The sequence below is a fragment of the Sphaerisporangium perillae genome (assembly GCF_023276435.1).
GTDB classification, from domain to species: domain Bacteria; phylum Actinomycetota; class Actinomycetes; order Streptosporangiales; family Streptosporangiaceae; genus Sphaerisporangium; species Sphaerisporangium perillae.
Map to the genome: position 1 here is coordinate 13941 of NZ_JALLPO010000070.1, position 18641 is coordinate 32581.

The 18641-nt window shown below is 71.5% G+C and carries 14 protein-coding genes; 8 read left to right on the forward strand and 6 right to left on the reverse strand.

Annotated features, from left to right (window positions below; all coding sequences use genetic code 11):
• Positions 1 to 12: 12 nt before the first annotated feature.
• The 5 genes from MYF83_RS39990 to MYF83_RS40010 form a co-directional block, all read right to left on the reverse strand.
• Complete coding sequence (locus tag MYF83_RS39990) at positions 13 to 333, reverse strand: L-rhamnose mutarotase (protein WP_248966029.1); 321 nt, start codon at positions 331 to 333, stop codon at positions 13 to 15.
• A 126-nt stretch (positions 334 to 459) separates the two neighbouring features.
• A complete protein-coding gene (gene rhaS, locus MYF83_RS39995; protein ID WP_248966030.1) occupies positions 460 to 1551 on the reverse strand; it encodes a rhamnose ABC transporter substrate-binding protein in 1092 nt (363 codons plus the stop codon).
• A complete protein-coding gene (locus MYF83_RS40000) occupies positions 1548 to 2609 on the reverse strand; it encodes an ABC transporter permease (RefSeq protein WP_248966031.1) in 1062 nt (353 codons plus the stop codon). The genes rhaS and MYF83_RS40000 overlap by 4 nt, the downstream gene beginning before the upstream one ends.
• A complete protein-coding gene (locus MYF83_RS40005) occupies positions 2599 to 3642 on the reverse strand; it encodes an ABC transporter permease (protein WP_248966032.1) in 1044 nt (347 codons plus the stop codon). The genes MYF83_RS40000 and MYF83_RS40005 overlap by 11 nt, the downstream gene beginning before the upstream one ends.
• A complete protein-coding gene (locus MYF83_RS40010) occupies positions 3639 to 5132 on the reverse strand; it encodes a sugar ABC transporter ATP-binding protein (RefSeq protein WP_248966043.1) in 1494 nt (497 codons plus the stop codon). The genes MYF83_RS40005 and MYF83_RS40010 overlap by 4 nt, the downstream gene beginning before the upstream one ends.
• 307 nt (positions 5133 to 5439) lie before the next feature.
• Between MYF83_RS40010 and MYF83_RS40015 the strand changes: the two genes are divergently transcribed.
• From MYF83_RS40015 to hypF, 4 genes are all read left to right on the forward strand, one after another.
• Entirely contained in the window at positions 5440 to 6471 is a 1032-nt protein-coding gene (locus tag MYF83_RS40015) for a LacI family DNA-binding transcriptional regulator (protein ID WP_248966033.1), read from the forward strand.
• A 181-nt stretch (positions 6472 to 6652) separates the two neighbouring features.
• Positions 6653 to 8104, forward strand: coding sequence for a rhamnulokinase (locus MYF83_RS40020; RefSeq protein WP_248966044.1), 1452 nt, complete (start codon positions 6653 to 6655; stop codon positions 8102 to 8104).
• Positions 8105 to 8249: 145 nt separating this feature from the next.
• Complete coding sequence (locus MYF83_RS40025; RefSeq protein ID WP_248966034.1) at positions 8250 to 9236, forward strand: Gfo/Idh/MocA family protein; 987 nt, start codon at positions 8250 to 8252, stop codon at positions 9234 to 9236.
• A gap of 125 nt (positions 9237 to 9361) precedes the next feature.
• Entirely contained in the window at positions 9362 to 11752 is a 2391-nt protein-coding gene (hypF, locus tag MYF83_RS40030; RefSeq protein ID WP_248966035.1) for a carbamoyltransferase HypF, read from the forward strand.
• An 85-nt stretch (positions 11753 to 11837) separates the two neighbouring features.
• Here the strand turns inward: hypF and MYF83_RS40035 are convergent, their stop codons facing one another.
• Positions 11838 to 12551, reverse strand: coding sequence for a lysophospholipid acyltransferase family protein (locus MYF83_RS40035; RefSeq protein WP_248966036.1), 714 nt, complete (start codon positions 12549 to 12551; stop codon positions 11838 to 11840).
• Between the two features lie 190 nt (positions 12552 to 12741).
• On the opposite strand from MYF83_RS40035, the gene MYF83_RS40040 reads away from it, so the two are divergent.
• From MYF83_RS40040 to MYF83_RS40055, 4 genes are all read left to right on the forward strand, one after another.
• Positions 12742 to 13503, forward strand: a complete 762-nt coding sequence (locus tag MYF83_RS40040; RefSeq protein ID WP_248966037.1) for an alpha/beta hydrolase — start codon at positions 12742 to 12744, stop codon at positions 13501 to 13503.
• A gap of 150 nt (positions 13504 to 13653) precedes the next feature.
• Positions 13654 to 14097 (forward strand): hypothetical protein, encoded by a 444-nt coding sequence (locus MYF83_RS40045; protein WP_248966038.1) that lies wholly within the window; start codon positions 13654 to 13656, stop codon positions 14095 to 14097.
• A gap of 142 nt (positions 14098 to 14239) precedes the next feature.
• Positions 14240 to 17443 (forward strand): AfsR/SARP family transcriptional regulator, encoded by a 3204-nt coding sequence (locus MYF83_RS40050; RefSeq protein ID WP_248966039.1) that lies wholly within the window; start codon positions 14240 to 14242, stop codon positions 17441 to 17443.
• 305 nt (positions 17444 to 17748) lie between these two features.
• Positions 17749 to 18411 (forward strand): M15 family metallopeptidase, encoded by a 663-nt coding sequence (locus tag MYF83_RS40055; protein WP_248966040.1) that lies wholly within the window; start codon positions 17749 to 17751, stop codon positions 18409 to 18411.
• The last annotated feature ends 230 nt before the right edge of the window (positions 18412 to 18641 follow it).

Sequence of the window (18641 nt, forward strand, 5' to 3'; positions counted from 1 at the left end):
GGGACTCCCCGATCAGTCGAGATGGAAGACTTCGTCGAGCGTGAACATGCCTTCGTCCGGGGGGCGCCCGTCGAGCTCCTCGAAGAACGGCGCCATCTCCGCCTGCCAGCGGGCGTTGACGTCCGTCTCGGCCATGGCGGCGCGGGCCGCTTCGAAGTCGGGAGTCTCCAGGTAGCCGACGAGCAGGCCGTCCGCGCGCAGGAAAAGCGAGTAGTTGTGCCAGCCGGTGGCGTGCAGCGCGTCGAGCATCTCCGGCCAGACGGCCTCGTGGCGGCGGCGGTACTCCTCCAGCCGCTCGGGCCTGACCTTCAGCAGGAAGCACACACGCTTCAAGATCTATAGCTCCTCACCTGTGGCTCGCGCGGGCGGCGGCCGGGGGGATCGCCCCGGCCGCGCGGGCGGGCGCTCCCGCGCGAGCCGTACACGATGGGACTGGACCGCCAGGGGCGCGGGCCGCGTCTAGAAGTCGAACTGGTCGATGTTGGAGGCGTCGAAGGTGAAAGGCGGCCCGAGGATGATCTCGCCGTCCTTGCCGATCGTCTTCTCGCCGAGCTTGCCGGCCTTGAACGTCTCGCCCTCGGCGCCGGTGATCTGCCCGGAGGACAGCGCGGCGGCGGCGTAGGCGGCGAGGTAGCCGAGGTCCTTGGGGTTCCACAGGGCGAACTTCTGGACGGTGCCGTCCTTGACGAACTGGCGCATCTGGTTCGGCGTGCCGAGGCCGGTCAGCACGACCTTGCCCTTGTACTTGGAGCCGGAGATGTAGCGGGCGCCCGCCGAGATGCCGACCGTGGTCGGGGAGATGATGCCCTTGAGGTTGGGATACGCCTGCAGGAGACCCTGGGTCTGCTGGAAGGACTTCTGGTCCTCGTCGTCACCGTAGGCGACCTTGACGAGCTTCATGTCCTTGTACTCAGGCTTGGTGAGCTCGTCCTTCATGAACTCGATCCAGGTGTTCTGGTTCGTGGCGTTCGCTGTGGCCGAGAGGATGGCGATGTCGCCCTTGTGGCCGATCATGTCGGCGAGCAGCTTGACCTCGCTGCGGCCGACCTCCTCGGAGCTGGCCTGGTTGATGAAGATGTCGCGGCACTCCTTGGCGGCGTCGGAGTCGTAGGCCACGATCTTGATGCCCTTGGCCATGGCCTGCTTCAGCGGGCCGCAGACGGCGTTGGCGTCGTTGGCGGCGATGAGGATGGCGTCCTGGCCCTGCTGCGTGAGCGTGTTGATGTAGGAGATCTGGGACGACGCCGACGCGTCGGAGGGGCCCACCTCTTTGGCCGTGCCGGAGAACTCCTTGGCGGCCTCGATGCCCGCGTTGTCGACGATCGTCTCGTACGGGTTGTTGATCGCCTTGGGGAGAAAGGCCAGCTTCAGCCCCTGCTTCATGGGCGCGTTCGGGTCGGCCTTGGCGGGCGCCGAGGACGTCGGCTGGGCCGGCGCCGACGACGCCTCGGTGGAGCCCTTGGTGGTGCCGCCGCAGGCCGCGAGCCCTAGCGCGAGGACGCTCGAGGCCAGGACCGCGGAGCCGAAGCGCCGCGCAGAATGCGTCATCATCGATTTCTTTCTTCCGTGGACCGGGGGGTGGGTGAAGACGGGGCGCGGCGCCGCTGCCGGAGGACGGCGGCGAGACGCGGGGTGAGCACCGAGACGATGAGGAGGAGGCCGGTGACGATCGACTGGATCTCGGTCGCCACGTCGTTGAGCATGAGCAGGTTGCGCAGCAGCCCGATGAGCAGCACGCCGGCGATGACCCCGCCGAGCGTGCCCTTGCCGCCGTCGAAGTCGACGCCGCCCAGCAGGACGGCGGCGATGACGGCCAGCTCGACGCCGAACCCGTTGTCGGCCCGGGCACTGCCGTATCTGAGGGTGTAGACGACGCCGGCGAAGGCGGCCACCGTGCCCGCCACCACGAACAGCACCAGCTTGATGCGCTTGACGCGGATGCCGGCGAAGAAGGCGGCCTCCTCCTGCGCGCCGATGGCGAACAGCGCCCGCCCGACGCCGGTGGCGTGCAGGACGATGCCCGTGACGATCGCGGGGAGGACGAACAGGGCGACCGGGTACGGGATCGGGGTGCCGGGCACGTCGCCGGTCACCAGATCGGTGTACGCCTGCGGGAACTCCGCCACCGCCTTGTCGCCGAGCACGACGTAGGCGAGCCCTCGGTAGAGGGCCAGCGTCCCGATGGTCACCGCGAGCGAGGGGAGCCCGAGCCGGGTCACCAGCAGGCCGTTGACCAGCCCGCAGACCGCGCCCACGACCACCACCACCGGGATGATCGTCTCGATGGGCCAGCCGCCGTCCCACAGGGCGCCGAGCAGCGCGCTGGACAGCCCGAGCACCGACGCGACCGAGAGGTCGACCTCGGCGGCGACGACGAGAAGCGTCATCGCCAGCGCGATGAGCGCGATCTCGCCGAGGTCGCCGAGCGCGAACGACAGGTTGCCGGTGTTGGCGAAGTCGGGCGAGCCCGCCGCGCCGGCCAGGAACACGGCGATGAGCAGCGCGGTGACCAGCACGTCCCAGCGGGCGAACCGGCTGATCAGAGACCGGCCGGCCGCGGGCGGGGCCGCCTCGCCGGTGCCGGCGGTGGTCATGAGGTCAGGCGCCATGGTGGACGCTCCTCCTGCGCAGCAGCCGCGTGACCCGCACCGCGAGCACCCGGTCGACGGTGATGGCAAGGAGCAGCAGCGCACCGGTCAGCGCCTGCTGCCAGAACGAGTTCACCTTCAGCACGACCAGGGCGCTGCCGATGGTGGTCAGCAGCAGCGCTCCGAGCGCCGCGCCGTACACGGTGCCGACGCCGCCGACGATGGCCACGCCGCCCACCACGACGGCGCTGACCACGAGCAGCTCCCAGCCGCGCGCCGAGTCGGCGACGACCGTGCCGAACCTCGCGAGCCACAGCACCCCGGCCAGCCCGGCGAGCGCGCCGCTGAAGAGGTAGGCCGCGAGGACGCGGCGGCGCACCGGCACGCCGGCCAGCCGCGCGGCCTCCGGGCTGGAGCCGATCGCGTAGAAGTCGCGTCCCGAGGGATAGGAGCGCAGGTAGTAGCCGGTGGCCAGCATCACCGCGACCGTGATGATCGGCAGGTAGGGCACGCCGAACACGCCCTCGTTGCCGAGCGCGAGCACGGCGGGCGGGAGGTCGACGGCGTTGATCTGCCGGCCGTGGGCGATGTAGTGGTCGAGGCCCTGGATGACGTACAGCGTGCCGAGGGTGACGACCAGGGCGGGCACCCGGCAGAAGCTGACCAGCAGGCCGTTCACCAGCCCGCACGCCGCGCCGACGGCGATGCCGTAGACCAGGGCGAGCGCGACGCCCCGCCCGCCGGGGTCGGCGGCGAGGAACTGGCCCGTGGTGAAGGCGACCAGCCCGACGACCGACCCGACGGAGAGGTCGATGTTCCTGGTGATCACGATGAGCGACTGGCCGACGGCCAGCAGCGCGAGGATCGAGGTGTTGAGGAAGATGTCCTTCACGCCCTGCCCGGACAGGAAGTTCGGGTTGGCGGCGGCGGTGACCGCGACCAGCACGGCCAGGGCGGCGACCAGGCTGAGCTCGCGCGCCCGGAAGATCATCTCCACCACTCCGCGCGCGCTGCGTCCCCCGGCGCCGTCGCGGCCGGCGGCGACGGCCGTCACGCGGCGGCCCCCGCGTCGCGGCCGGTGGCGGCCGACATGACGTTCTCCTCGGTGGCCCGCTCGCGCGGGATCTCCGCGGTGAGCCGGCCCTCGTGCATGACGAGCACCCGGTCGGCCATGCCCAGCACCTCCGGCAGGTCAGAAGAGATCATGAGGATGGCGATGCCCCGCCCGGCCAGCTCCGACAGCAGGCGGTGCACCTCGGCCTTGGTGCCGATGTCGATGCCCCGGGTGGGCTCGTCGACGATCAGCACGGCCGGATCGGTGGCGAGCCATTTGGCCAGCACGACCTTCTGCTGGTTGCCGCCGGACAGGACGTTCACCGCGTCGCCGAGCCTGGTGAACTTGAGCTGTAGCCGCGTCGCCCAGTCACGTGCGCGGTCGCGCTCGGCCGCCCGTGAGATGACCGGGCCGCGCCGCACGCTGCGCAGGCCGGTGAGGCCGATGTTGCGCTCGATCGAAAGGTCCATGACCAGGCCCTGCTGCCGGCGGTCCTCGGGGACCAGGGCCAGGCCCGCCGCCATCGCGGCGGTCGGGCTCCCGGCCGGCAGCCGGCGTCCGCCGACCTCCACCGAGCCGGCGTCCCAGCGGTCGACGCCGAAGACCGCGCGGGCGACCTCGCTGCGCCCCGCACCGACCAGGCCGGCCAGCGCGACGATCTCGCCGCGCCGCACCTCGAAGGAGACGTCGGTGAACACCCCCTCGCGCGTGAGGCGGCCGACGGTGAGCGCGACCTCGCCCGGCGTGGTCTCCTGCTTGGGATAAAGGGCGTCGAGGTCGCGGCCGACCATGCGCCGGACCAGGTCGTCGGGGGTCAGCCCGGAGATGTGCTCGCTTGCCACCCACGCCCCGTCGCGCAGGGTCGTGACGCGCTGGCAGAGCTCGAAGATCTCGTCGAGCCGGTGGGAGATGAACAGCACCGCGCAGCCGTGCTCCCTGAGGGCCTTGACGACGTTGAACAGGCGGGCGACCTCGTTGCCCGACAGCGCGGCGGTCGGCTCGTCCATGATCAGCACGCGCGCCTCGCGGGACAGCGCCTTGGCGATCTCGACCAGCTGCTGGTCGGCGATGGACAGGCCGCGCGCGGGCCTGCCCGGGTCGAGCGCCACGCCGAGCCGCTTGAACAGCGCGGCGGACTCCTCGCGCATGGCGCGCCGGTCGATGCGGCCGAAGCCGGCGCGCGGCTGGCGGCCCATGAAGATGTTCTCCGCGACCGACAGGTCGGGGAAGAGCGTGGGCTCCTGGTAGATGACGGCGACGCCGGCCTCCTGGGCGGCGGCGGGGCCGCCGAACTCCACCGGCGCGCCGTCGAGCAGGATCTCCCCCTCATCCGGGCGGTGGACGCCGGACAAGGTTTTGACGAGCGTGGACTTTCCCGCGCCGTTCTCGCCGGCGAGCGCGTGCGCCTCGCCGGCGAACAGCTCCAGCGACACCTCCCGCAGCGCGCGGACGGCGCCGAACGACTTGCTGACCCCGCGTAGTGCGAGCACCGGCGGAGCCGTGCCGGAGGCCTGCCCTCGAGGCGCCCCGGTCTCGCCCGGATCCTTCACCCTGGCCCGTCCCTTCCGAGCGTTTGGCACGTCAGCAGAAAAACGTTTTAATGGCCTTGCCGGGACGGTAAGGCCGCCCCGGTGGCGATGTCAATGGGGTGTGAAGGCGCTGTTTCCAGAGCGTTACCGGTGCCTGCTCACCCCTGCTCCACGCCTGGCGTGGCCGCCTCGTGTGATATTCGTACGAGACCTGGCGCGCGCCGCCACTGGCACGTTTTAATGAACGCCGACCACTGAAGGAGTCCGGATGGCCACGGGGAGCGCCGGAGGCACGGTGAGCATCAAGGAGGTCGCCGCACAGGCCGGGGTCTCCCCCGGCACGGTGTCCAACGTGCTCAACCGGCCGCACAAGGTGGCCGCCGAGACCCGTTCCCGGGTCGAGCAGGTCATCCGCGAGCTGGGCTTCGTGCGCCACGGCTCGGCGTCCACGCTGCGCGCCGGCCAGAGCCGCACGATCGGCCTGTCGGTGATCGACATCGGCAACCCGTTCTTCACCGACGTCGCCGCCGGCGTGGAGGACGTCGCGAGCGAGCTCGGCTACGCCGTCATCCTAGGCAGTTCCTCAGGAGACCGGGTGAAGGAGGAGCGCAACCTGCGCGTCTTCGCCGAGCAGCGCGTGCGCGGGCTGCTGATCACCCCCTCCGACGAGGATCCCGGCCGGCTCGACGTGATCCGCGACCGCGGCATCAGCGTGGTGCTGGTCGACCATCCCGCCCACAGTCCCGACCAGTGCTCGGTGGCCGTCAACGACATCACCGGCGGCTGGACGGCGGCCCGCCACCTCCTGGACGGCGGCGCCACCCGGCTCGCCTACGTCACCGGCCCGCTGACCATCCGCCAGTGCATCGAACGCATGAACGGCGCCCGTCAGGCGCTGGCGGCGGCCGGGCTCGACCCCGCGACCGCCCTCTCGGCCGTCGAGATGCCCGCCATGAACGCCAAGGCGGGGCAGCGGGCGGCCGAGACGCTGATCGCGTCCGGCCGGCTGCCCGAAGCGATCTTCTGCGCCAACGACCTGCTCGCCCTCGGGCTGCTGAGGGGCCTGCTCCAGGCCGGCGTCCGCGTGCCCGACGACGTGGCGATCATCGGCTACGACGACATCGACTTCGCGGCGGCGTCCGCGGTGTCGCTCAGCTCGATCCGCCAACCCACGTTCAAGCTGGGCCGCATCGCCACCGAGCTCCTCCTCGACGAGTGCGACAACCCGGGGAGCCATGCCCACCAGCAGATCATGTTCCAGCCCGAGCTCATCGCCCGCGAGTCCACCCGCCATGCCTGACGCCCGCGCGGGCGCCGTGTCCGGCGGCAAGGAGCCGGCCACGGCGGCCGCCGCCCACCGAAGGGACGCCGGCGCGCAGAAAGCGGGCACGGTCGCCGCACCCATCCCCAGGGCGGCCGGGGGAAGGCGCGAAGAGGGCGTCTTCGCGGCCGTCGACCTCGGGGCCTCAAGCGGGAGGGTGATGACCGCGCACGTCCACGCCGGCGGGGTCGAGCTGCGCGAGGTCCACCGGTTTCCCAACCGGCCGGTCCGCGCCGGGGGCACCCTCCACTGGGACATCCTGGCCCTCTACCAGGGCGTGCTCGACGGCCTGGGCGAGGCCGGGCCGGTCGACTCGGTCGGCATCGACGCCTGGGCGGTCGACTACGGCCTGCTCGACTCCGCGGGCCGGCTGCTCGGCAACCCGGTGCACTACCGCGACGAGCGCACGGCCGGGGTGATGGAGCGGGTGGCCGCCGAGGTGGGGGCCGCGTCGCTGTACGAGGTGAGCGGCCTGCAGTTCCTGCCGTTCAACACGGTCTACCAGCTCCTCGCCGACCGCGCGTCCCTCGAACGGGCCGCGACCCTCCTCATGATCCCCGACCTGCTCACCTACTGGCTGACCGGCTCGATCGGCGCCGAGGTCACCAACGCCTCGACCACCGGCCTGTACGACGTCCGCTCCGGCGACTGGGCACGGCCCCTCATGGGCCGCCTCGGCATCCCCGACACGATCTTCCCGGCGCTCCGCCCGCCCGGCTCCCCCGCCGGGGTCCTGCGCGCCGAGGTCATGGCCGAGATCGGCGCCGGTGAGGCCGGCGACGGCGGGACGCCGGCCGCCGGCGCCTCGGGCCGGCGAGCGTCCGGCGGCGTGCCGGTGATCGCCGTCGCCTCGCACGACACCGCCTCGGCGGTGGCCGCCGTGCCCGCAACCGGCCCGAGGTTCGCCTACATCTCCTCGGGCACCTGGTCGCTGGTCGGCGTCGAGCTTCCCGCGCCCGTGCTCACCGAGGAGAGCCGCGAGGCGAACTTCACCAACGAGGGCGGCCTCGACGGCACCACCCGCTACCTTCGCAACGTCATGGGGCTGTGGATCCTCCAGGAGTGCCTGCGCGCCTGGGGCGCCCCCGACCTGGCGGGCCTGCTGGCCGCCGCCGGGCGGGCGCGACCGTTCGCGGCGCTGATCGATCCCGACGACCCCCTGTTCCTGCCGCCCGGCGACATGCCGGGGCGCATCGCCGCATACTGCGAGCGCACCGGCCAGCGCCCTCCCGCGGGCCCGGCGGAGACCGTGCGGTGCGTGCTCGAGAGCCTGGCCCTGGCCTACCGGCGGGCCCTGGGCGACGCCGTCCGCCTCAGCGGCCACGACGTGAAGGTCGTCCACATCGTCGGCGGCGGGGCGCGCAACGCCATGCTGTGCCAGATGACCGCCGACGCCACCGGCCTGCCGGTGCAGGCGGGTCCGGTCGAGGCGGCGGCGCTCGGCAACGCGCTGGTCCAGGCCCGCGCCCACGGACTGGTCACCGACATCCGCGAGCTGGTCCGGCGCAGCGAGCCGATCACCTCCTACGAGCCGGCGGGCGATCCCGCGCTCTGGTCCGCCGCCGCCGGCCGCCTGGCCGGCCATCGGCACGGTGAACCACCGGCCCGCTGATCCGCCGAACGGCCGGACCCGCTGAACACCACCGAACCACCGAACCGCTGTACGGCCGAACGGCCTGAAGTGCCGCTACAACCACGTAAGTCCGGCGAGGAACCTCAGGTGACACGCCGGTGAGTCGCATCTGGAAGGAGCAGTCGTGCTGTCATGGGGTATCGCGGCCACGGGCGGGATCGCGCGGACGGTCGGGCAGGTGATCGCGGCGGAGCCGGGCATGCGCGTGGCCGCCGTCGGGTCGCGCGACCTCGGCCGGGCGCGCGGGCTCGCCGACGAGCTGGCCGCGCCCCGCGCGTACGGCTCCTACGCCGAGCTCGCGCTCGATCCGGAGGTCGACGTGGTGTACGTCGCGACGCCGCACTCCCTCCACCTGCAGGTCGCCGAGCTCGCCATCGCCGCCGGCAAGGCCGTCCTGTGCGAGAAGCCGCTGGCCGTGACGGCCGCCGACACCGAGCGCATGGTCAAGCTCGCCCGCGAGGCGGGGGTCTTCCTGATGGAGGCCATGTGGATGCGGTTCAACCCGCTCGTCCAGCGGTTGCAGGGGCTCGTACGCGACGGGAGCCTCGGCACGCTGCGGTCGGTCTCCGCCTCGTTCGGGTTCACCTCGCCCTACGACCCGGCGCACCGGCTGTGGGATCCCGCGCTCGGCGGCGGCGCCCTGCTCGACCTCGGCATCTACCCGATGGGGCTGGCGCAGCTCCTGCTCGGGGAACCCGACGCGATGGCCGTCAGCGGCTCCCTGTCCGCCTCGGGCGTCGACGCCGAGGCGGGGCTGCTGATGTCCTGGAACGACGGCGCGCGGGCGCTGCTGGACACCTCCCTGCTCAGCCCGCTCTCCAACGCCGCCACGGTGACCGGGACGACGATGCGCGCCGAGCTGGCGGCCCCCTTCTTCGCCACCCGGCGCCTGGTCCTGCACGGCCCGGCCGGCGAGCCGGAGGAGCACGTCATCGACGCCTCCGACAACGGGTACGCCGGTGAGATCCGCGAGGTCCGCGACATGCTCGCCCAGGGCCTGACCGAGAGCGCGATCATGTCTCTGGACGACAGCCTCGCCATGGCCCGCCTCCTGGAACACGCCCGGGGCCAGGTCGCCGGCGCCGCCGCCGAGGAGACCCCGGCCTCCTAGCGCCCCGAACGTTCACCGGGTCCCGGCACTGCCGACCTTGCGGCTTGCCGCGGACCTGGATCAGATCCCGTGGGTCTGGGCGTGGGGTCGTTGATCGGGAGCGGGGTGGGACGGAAACTGATCTTGTGAGTTCTCGTATCCGTGCCGAGGTCCGGGTCGACGGTGTCGTCCAGGGGGTCGGGTTCCGCCCTTTCGCACACCGGCTGGCCACGGGGCTCGGCCTGTGCGGGGTCGTCGGCAACGACGAGCATGGGGTGTTCATCGAGGTCGAGGGGGCCTCCAGCGCGGTCGACGAGTTCGTCCGGGCCGTGCGGGACAGGCCGCCCCCGCTGGCGGTCGTCGACCGGGTCACCACACGGCGGATCCCCGTCACGGGCGAGCCGGGGTTCGGCATCGCGCCCAGCACCGGGGCGGGACGGGGACGTGCCCTCATCTCGCCGGACGTGGCCACCTGCGCCGACTGCCTGCGCGAGCTGTCCGATCCGGCCGACCGCAGGTACGGCTACCCGTTCATCAACTGCACCGCGTGCGGTCCGCGGTTCACGATCGTGCTGGCCTCGCCGTACGACCGGGCCGCCACCACGATGGCGTCCTTCCCGATGTGCGGCGCGTGCGCGGAGGAGTACCACGACCCGGGGAGCAGGCGGTTCCACGCGCAGCCGCTGTGCTGCGCCGCCTGCGGCCCGCGCCTGCGGCTGCTCGACGCCTCCCCGCTCGAGATCCCCGGCGACCCGCTAGAAGCGGCGGCGGCGCTGCTGCGTCAGGGCCGGATCCTCGCCGTCAAGGGGATCGGCGGCTACCACCTCGCGGTCCGGGCCGGTGACGAGCGGGCCGTGACGGCGCTGCGCGCCCGCAAGCACCGCGAGGACCGGCCGTTCGCCCTGATGGCCCCGGACCTGGCCTCCGCGCGACGGCTGTGCGCCATCGGGCCGGAGGAGGAAGGGCTGCTCACCGGCCGGCGGCGGCCGATCGTGCTGCTGCGCCGCCGCGCGGACGCGGAAGTCGCCCCCTCGGTCGCCCCGGGAGCCGGCTCGCTCGGCGTCATGCTGCCCTACTCCCCACTGCACCACCTCCTGCTGCGGCATCTCCCCGAGCCGATCGTGCTGACCAGCGGCAACCTCTCCGACGAGCCGATCGCCTACGCCGACGAGACGGCCTTCAAGCGCCTGGACGGCGTCGCGGACGTCTTCCTGACCCACGACCGGCCGATCCACACGCGCACGGACGACTCCGTGGTCCGGGTGTTCCGCGGCAGGGAGCTGCCGATCCGCCGCTCCCGGGGCTACGTCCCCGCGCCCTCACCGCTCGCGGACGACCTCCCCCGGCCGGTGCTCGGGTGCGGCGCCGAGCTGAAGCACACCTTCTGCCTGGCGGAGGGGCGGCGGGCGTTCGTGTCGCACCACATCGGCGACCTGGAGAACTACGAGACCCTGCGCTCGTTCGCCGAGGGGGCCGGGCACTTCGAGCGGCTGTTCGGCATCAGACCCGAGGTGGTGGCGCACGACCTGCATCCGGAGTACCTCTCGACGAAGTACGCGCTCGAACGGGAGGGCGTCGACCTGGTGGGCGTCCAGCACCACCACGCGCACATCGCCTCGTGCATGGCCGACAACGGCACGGCGGGCCGAGTGATCGGCGTGGCGTTCGACGGGCTGGGGTACGGCCCCGACGGCACGCTGTGGGGCGGCGAGTTCCTGGTCGCCGACCTGGCCGGGTTCCGGCGCGCCGGGCACCTGGCGGCGGTGCCGATGCCCGGCGGGGCGGCCGCGATCCGGCAGCCGTGGCGGATGGCCGCCGCCTACCTCGGCTCCCGGGTCCCCGAAGCGCTCGGGGTACGTGCCCGGAACGCCGCCCGGTGGGACGCCGTGGTCGCCATGGCCGAGCGAGGCGTCAACGCGCCGGCGACCTCCAGCATGGGCCGCCTGTTCGACGCCGTCGCGGTGCTCACCACCGGCCGCGACGAGGTGACCTACGAGGGGCAGGCCGCCATCGAGCTGGAGCAGATCGCCGACCCCGGCGAACACCGCGCCTACCCCTGCCGGATCCTCGACGCGGCACGAACGCCGGACGAGGACTCCGGCGGGCCTGCGGCACGGAGGCCGCACGAGGACCCCGGCGGGTACACCGTCACAGCCGGTGACGTCGGCGGGTACACCGTGTCGCCTGGCGGGCCCGGCGCGTTCGCGGTGGCCGGCCGGGATCTCGTCGAGGCGGTGCTGGAGGACGCGCGCGCCGGGGTGGCGGCGCCGCTGATCTCGGCGCGCTTCCACAACGGGGTGGCCCGGCTGATCGTGGCGGGCTGCCTGCGCGTGCGCGAGCACACCGGCCTGCCGGTCGTGGCGCTGTCCGGAGGGGTGTTCCAGAACCTGTTCCTCCTGGAGCGGGCGAGCGCACTGCTTGAGGAGCAGGGGTTCACGGTGCTCGTGCACACCCGCGTCCCGCCCAACGACGCGGGCATCAGCCTCGGCCAGGTGGCCGTGGCCGGCGCCCGGGATCGGCGGCGCTCAAAGGCGTGAACGCCCCCGGCTGATCCCGATTCAGGTGATCCCCGAGGCAGGCGGTCCGGAGGGCAGGCGATCCGGAGGGGCAGGCGGTTCCGAGTCAGGCGGTTCCGGAGGAGGTGGGGCGCTTCTCCGCGCGGGCCAGCTCGACCTTGGCGCTGGCGGCGTACTTGTCGACGTACTCCTGGCCCGAGAGCTCCATGAGGGCGTACATGATCTCGTCGGTGACCGCCCGGAGCACCAGCCTGTCCTCCTCCATGCCGTAGTAGCGCGAGAAGTCGAGCGGCTGGCCGTACTTCACGCCGGGCCGGATGCCGAGCTTGGGCAACGGCCGTCCGGGCGGCATCATCTCGAAGGTGTTGACCATCGCCCAGGGGATCACCGGCACCCGGGACTCCAGGGCCAGGCGGGCCACGCCGGTCTTGCCCTTGTAGAGACGCCCGTCGGGCGAGCGGGTGCCCTCGGGGTAGATTCCGAGGATGTGGCCCTCGCGCAGGACGCGCAGCCCGGTGCGCAGCGCGGCCTCGCTGGCCTTGCCGCCGGACCTGTCGATGGGCACCGTGCCGACCGCGGTGAAGAACGTCCGGCTCAACAGCCCCTTCAAACCGCGCCCGGTGAAGTACTCGGCCTTGCCCAGCGAGATGACCTTGCGGGGCAGCGGCAACGCGCCGAAGAAGTGGTCGGCGAACGACAGGTGGTTGCCCGCCAGGATCACCGGGCCTTCCTTCGGCACATGCTCGGTGCCTTCGGCCCAGGGACGGAACACCAGATGGAGGAACGGACCGAGAATGGCCTTCACCACCCAGTAGAACACTTGGGCACCCCTTCTCCGGCTCATGTCGTGTTCACACCGGCGTAACCGGCGTGGCGTCATCTTCGCATGCCGGACGCGCGGCACCTACACCCCGCGGGCCGGACGTGCGCGACACCGGGTGCGCGGATCTCGCGGGAGGGCACCCGAACGTGCGACGATCGGGCGAGCCGCATCAGGAGAGGAACCCATCATGCCGCTCATGCCCGGCTCCGAGCCGTATCAGCACGAAGGTGGCCCGGTCGGGGTCCTGCTCTGCCACGGTTTCACCGGGACGCCGCAGTCGCTGCGGCCGTGGGCGAAACACCTGGCCGCGGCGGGCCTGACCATCTCGCTTCCCCGCCTGCCCGGGCACGGGACGACCTGGCAGGAGATGAACCGCACGCGGTGGGAGGACTGGTACGCCGAGCTGGAGAGGACGTTCGAGAACCTCAGGAGCCGGTGCTCGGAGGTCTTCGTCATGGGCCTGTCCCTCGGCGGGTGCATGGCGCTCAGGCTGGCCGAGGTGCACGGGCCCGCGGTGCGGGGCGTGGTGGTGGTGAACCCCTCCATCGTCAACGACGCGCCACTGCTGAAGCTCGCTCCGGTGCTGAAGTTCGTGCTGCCCTCGGTGACCGGGGTGGCCAACGACATCAAGCGGGAGGGGGTGACCGAGCTCGGATACACCCGCACGCCGCTCAGGGCGGCGGCGACGCTGCCCAAGCTGTGGTCGCTCGTGCAGTCGGAGCTCGGCCGCATCACCCAGCCCGTGCTCGTCTACCACAGCCCGGAGGATCATGTCGTGAAACCGGCGAGCGTCGCGCTCCTGCGCGAGGTCCTCGGCGACAATCTGACGGTGCGCGAGTGCCTGAACAGCTACCACGTCGCGACCCTCGACAACGATGCGCCGGCGATTTTCCGAGGGAGCCTGGAGTTCATCAAGGCCCACGCGTCGGTACCCTTGCAGAAGGACTGATCCGGCCTCGGTGGCGGCCCGTGCCGGGGCGGCGGAACACCTGCCGGCGGCCACCGAGCGAGCGACCAGGAGCCACCCACCGAGCACGATCAGTAGCCCGAGCCATCCAGCGAGCGCACCCATGAGCATAGGAACGAATCGAAGTGACCGGTGACGCCACAGAGCGATGAGGACGAGGTCTGGCGTCAGATCGTCGCCTCCTTCAACGAGACCGCCGAGCCGACCTCGGGCGGGCAGCCGTGGCCCGACCGCGAGAACGTCCCGGCCGATGACGCCCCCCAGCAGGTGAAGGCGGAGGTTCCCGCGGAGCCTCGCGAGGAGGAGCGCGCGGCCGTCGCCGAGGACGAGGACCACTACGTTCCGCCTCCCCCGCCCCCGGTCCCCAAGATGGACCCCGGTACCAAGATCGCCTGGCTCGCGCTGTTCGGCGGCCCCGCCTACCTGCTCCTGGCCACGCTGCTGAACTGGCCGATGGACGGCTGGATCATCTTCGCCGCCATCGCGGCGTTCATCGGAGGCTTCGTCGCGCTGATCGTCCGCATGGGCGACGGCCCGCCCCCCGACTCCGGCTGGGACGACGGCGCGGTCATCTAAGGGTGCCCGACAGGCGGCGGCAGCCCAGCGCCCCTCGAAGAGGGCTCCCCGTCCGTCCATGTCGCCTGAATCGGAATCTGGCTCCGCCGACCCGTTCCATGATCTGATGGACCAGGCCCGAGGACTCGGAAGGATCAGGATCTTGGAGTTGCGTCTGCTCGGTCCGGTAGAGGCGTGGCACCATGATCAGCGCTTGTCGCTGGGCGGCCCCAAACCCCGCGCCCTCCTGGCCGCTCTGCTCCTCAACGCCGGCAGGGTCGTCTCGACCGAGCGCCTGGTGGAGTCGCTGTGGGGAGACAGCCCGCCCAACAGCGCGCATGCGCTGGTCCAGACCTACGTGCACGGACTCCGCCGCGGCTTGCCTCTCGATGGTCACGACGACCTCCTCCAGACGAGGCCACCCGGCTACCTGATACGACCGGTGCCCGGACAGCTCGATCTGCAGACGTTCGAGCGGAAGGTCGCGCAAGGCCGGGACCACGCCACGTATCACCGCCACGATCTCGCCGCCGCGGAGCTGCGAGCCGCGCTCGCGATTTGGCGGGGAGCCGCCCTCGGCGGCATCGGCGACGCCCTGCGGGGGGAGGCCGAGCGGCTGGAGCAGACGCGCCTGACCGTCCTTGAGGAGCGGATCAACGCCGAGCTCGCCATCGGCATGGAGTCGGAATTGATCGGCGAGCTCACCGAGCTGGTGTGGGCGTATCCGACACGGGAACGGCTTCGCGGCCAGCTCATGGCGGCGCTCTACCGTATGGGCCGCCAAGCCGACGCGTTGTCGGTCTACCACGAGGGTCGCCGCACGCTGGCGGACGAGCTCGGCGTGGACCCCGGCACCGAGCTGCGCCGCCTCTTCGAAGCCATTCTGCGCGGGGACGCGTCGCTGACCCGGGTCGAGTCCTCCCTGGCCACGCTCCGATTACCCGGCGCGGTCGAGCCGCCGGGCAGCCCGCCTCCTTCAATGGCTCCGCCGTCCATGGCAGGACCTCCCGTCTCGCGATCCTCTCCGGTACCCGCTCCCGTGGAGGCCGCTCGCACCGGCCCGGCACCGTCGGGCGAACCGGTCGAGGCCGCCGTCGCACATGCTGATCCTGGACACCCTGGCCAGGCGAGACGGGACGTGGTGCCTGGCAATCTGCCGCGCGGCCTGGCCGACTTCACCGGACGCGACAGGGAGGTCGGCGAGCTGGTCACCTGCCTTGGTACCCCGAGCGACGCGGTCACGGTCTGCGTGATCTCCGGCAAGGGTGGTGTGGGCAAGTCCGCGCTCGCGGTCAAGGTCGCGCACCAGGTCATCGAGGCCTACCCCGACGGTCAGCTGTACGCCGATCTGCGGGGCGGCAGCGGCTCTCCCGTCCCGCCCGCAGATGTGCTGGGACGGTTCCTGCGAGCCCTCGGAGTGCCGCCCACCGCGGTCCCCGACACGCCCGACGAGATCGTCGACGCCTATCGCAGCATCCTGACCGGCCGGCGGGTGCTGATACTCCTCGACGACGCGGGAAGCGAGCAGCAGGTCCGCCCTCTGGTGCCCGGCAGCCCCACCTGCGCCGTGGTGATCACTACCCGGAGAAGGCTTGCGGGCCTCGCCGGGGCCAACCACACCAATCTCGATGTCCTGGAACCGGACACGGCGCTCGAGTTGCTGGCCCGCGTCGTGGGAGGCGAGCGTGTCGACGCCCAGCGCGATGCCGCCCAGCGCATCGCCCTTCTCTGCGGCAACCTGCCGCTCGCGCTTCGCACGGCCGGCGCGCGCCTGGTCGCCCGGCCGCACTGGTCACTCCACACGCTGGCCACCCGGCTGGACGACGAGCGGCGCAGGCTGGACGAGCTGACCGCCGGTGACGTCGAGGTACGCGCCAGCGTCGCGCTGAGCTACGAGGGACTCGACGAGCAGGCCAAGAAGGCCTTCCGCGCCCTCGGGCTGCTGGGGGTTCCCGACTTCGCCTCCTGGGTGGTGGCCGCGCTTCTCGGCGTATCGGAACCGGTCGGCGAGGAGGTTCTCGAGCGGCTGATAGATGCCCAGCTCGTCGACTTCGCCTCCGTCGACGCCGCCCAACAGGAACGTTACCGCGTGCACGACCTGCTGCGCGTGTACGGGGCCGAGCGGGCGGAGTCGGAGGATACCGAGGAGGAACGCGCTGCCGCGATGTCGCGGGCCCTGGGCGGCTGGCTGTGGCTGATCACGCATACGGCGTCCAGAAGCCCTTCAGGTGCCCTGACGCTGCGAAAGCAGTACACCAAGGCGTTCCAACTGGGCGAGGACGTGGCGGAGCGGGTCGCCACCGGCATGACCGCGTGGTTCAACACGGAGGCTCCCGCGCTCGTCACGGCGGTGGAGAGGGCCGCCGCGATGGATCTGCACGACGTGGTCTGCGAGGTGGCCGCGGCGCTGTGCTCCTCGTCGTTCTCCGTGGACAGCAGGTTCGAGGAATGGTGGCGCACCCACGACGCGGCCCTGATCGCGGCCCGGCGGGCCGGCGACCTACTGGGCGAGGGGACCCTGCTGGTCGGGCTCGGCCAGCTGCGCTACCGGCAGGACCGCTACGCGGAGGCCAAGGCGTTCTTCCACGACGCGCTTCCCCTGTTCCGGAGTGCCGGTGACGCGCGCGGAGAGGCGGTGACCCTCGCGGAGATCGGTACCGCCTACCGCGAGGAGGCGAACTTCCCGCAGGCGTCCCTGTACCTGGATCTCGCAATCGCCGCCTTCCGCGAACTCGGCGACGACACGGGCATCGGCTACGTCAGCCGGTTGGCTGGGTCGGTCTGCCTTGAGCGAGGTGAGGACAAGGCCGCTCTGTGCCTGTTCGACGAGGCACTGGCCGCCTTCAGGCGCCTCGGCAGCAAGCGAGGGGAGGCCCTCACGCTGCGATCGATCTCGCTGGTGTATCGCGCGTCGGGCGACCTGCACCAGGCTGAGGACATGTGCGCGCGGGCGGTGGACCTGCTGCGAGAGTCGGGCGACACTCTCATGGAGGCCTACGCGGTGCAGGCCCTGGCCAAGACCCGGATCAGACTTGGCAAGGGCGCCTCGGTGCTGCCCGATCTGGTGCGCGCTCAGGGCGTGTGCATCGAGCAGGCCGATCGCTTCGGAGAGGCGTTGATCCTCCGCACGATGGGAGAACTGCACCTCGCACAGGGCCGGTACTCCGAGGCGGAGGCCCACCTGATTCGATCGGTCGGCCTGTGGGACGACCTGAGCCTGCCGCTCTTCCGCGCTCGTTGCCTGCGTGACCTGGCACGGGTGAATGAGGCGAATGGCAAGGAGCATGAGGCCGAGCGGCTCCGCTCCACCGCCCTGGAGATCTTCTCCCGGTTCGGCACCCGGGAGTACGAAGAACTTCTCGCCTAGCGCGGTGTCCGCGAACGTTCGCCGGCTTGCTCTATGTACGGCGGCGCCGGAATCGCCGTACCGCGTCCCGCCGTCGCGGCGCCGGATGCACGAGGACCCACCGGGGCGGGAAACGAAGGTCACCCGGCGAAGGTATGGTCACCACACACTGGACAGAGTGCTTGTCGCGTTTTTGAAGAGAATTTCTAGAAGATCGGCCGAACCTGGCGGGAAAGGGTCGACAGCGTGAGACCCGCCCACCGCGTCGCGGGGGTCAGCTGCCGCAGGCGATCGCTTCGCCTGGCCGAGTTGACAGGTAGAGCACCATGTCAGAGATCATCATCATGTCCGATCCACGCGTGTCCGCCATACCGGTCGAAGAGTCCGGAGAACCATTGGTGGACCTGCGCGCATACCCGGAGCTCCTGCTGGACCGGCGGCTCGCCGACCCGGCGGGCGCGTACGCCCATCTCCGTCAGGGGCTCGCCGAGAGGCTACTGGCGGCGCAGAAGCTCCTGCCGCACGGGCTGCGCTTTCTCGTGGTCGAGGGATACCGCCCCTATACGCTGCAGGAGCAGTACTTCACGGCCTACGCGGGCAGGCTTCGCGACGCCAACCCCGACTGGCCGGAAGATCACCTCTACGTGCAGACCAGCCGGTCCCTGTCCCCTCCCCACATCGCTCCCCACGTCTGCGGCGCCGCCGTCGACCTCACGTTGTGCACGGCGGCCGGCGACGAACTGCCGATGGGCACCGAGGTCAACGCCAGTCCCGAGGAGAGCGACGACGCCTGCTACACGGCTGCGGCGAACGTCTCGGCCGAGGCCCGCGCCAACCGGGAGATCCTTTCCTCGGCGCTCACCGGAGCGGGGTTCGTCAACTACCCCACCGAATGGTGGCACTGGTCGTACGGCGACCGATACTGGGCTTTGAACACGGGTGCGGCAGCCGCTCGCTACGCTCACGTGAATCTGCTTCCCACCGATTGACCCGATGAACTTCCCCGCGTCCCGGTATCGGGAAATCGCCTGAAGCCCTGGGAAACACCGATGGGGGCGGACTCCGTGTCCGCCCCCATCGTCATCTCAGGAGTCACCTGGCGATGCCCTGGCTGTCCTTTCCGTCGCCGTCCCAGTCACCGATGACCGGCAGCTCTCCGCTCCCGTTGCCGTAGCCGATCGACATCGTGGTCTCGGTGGCCGAGGTCACCGGACTGGTC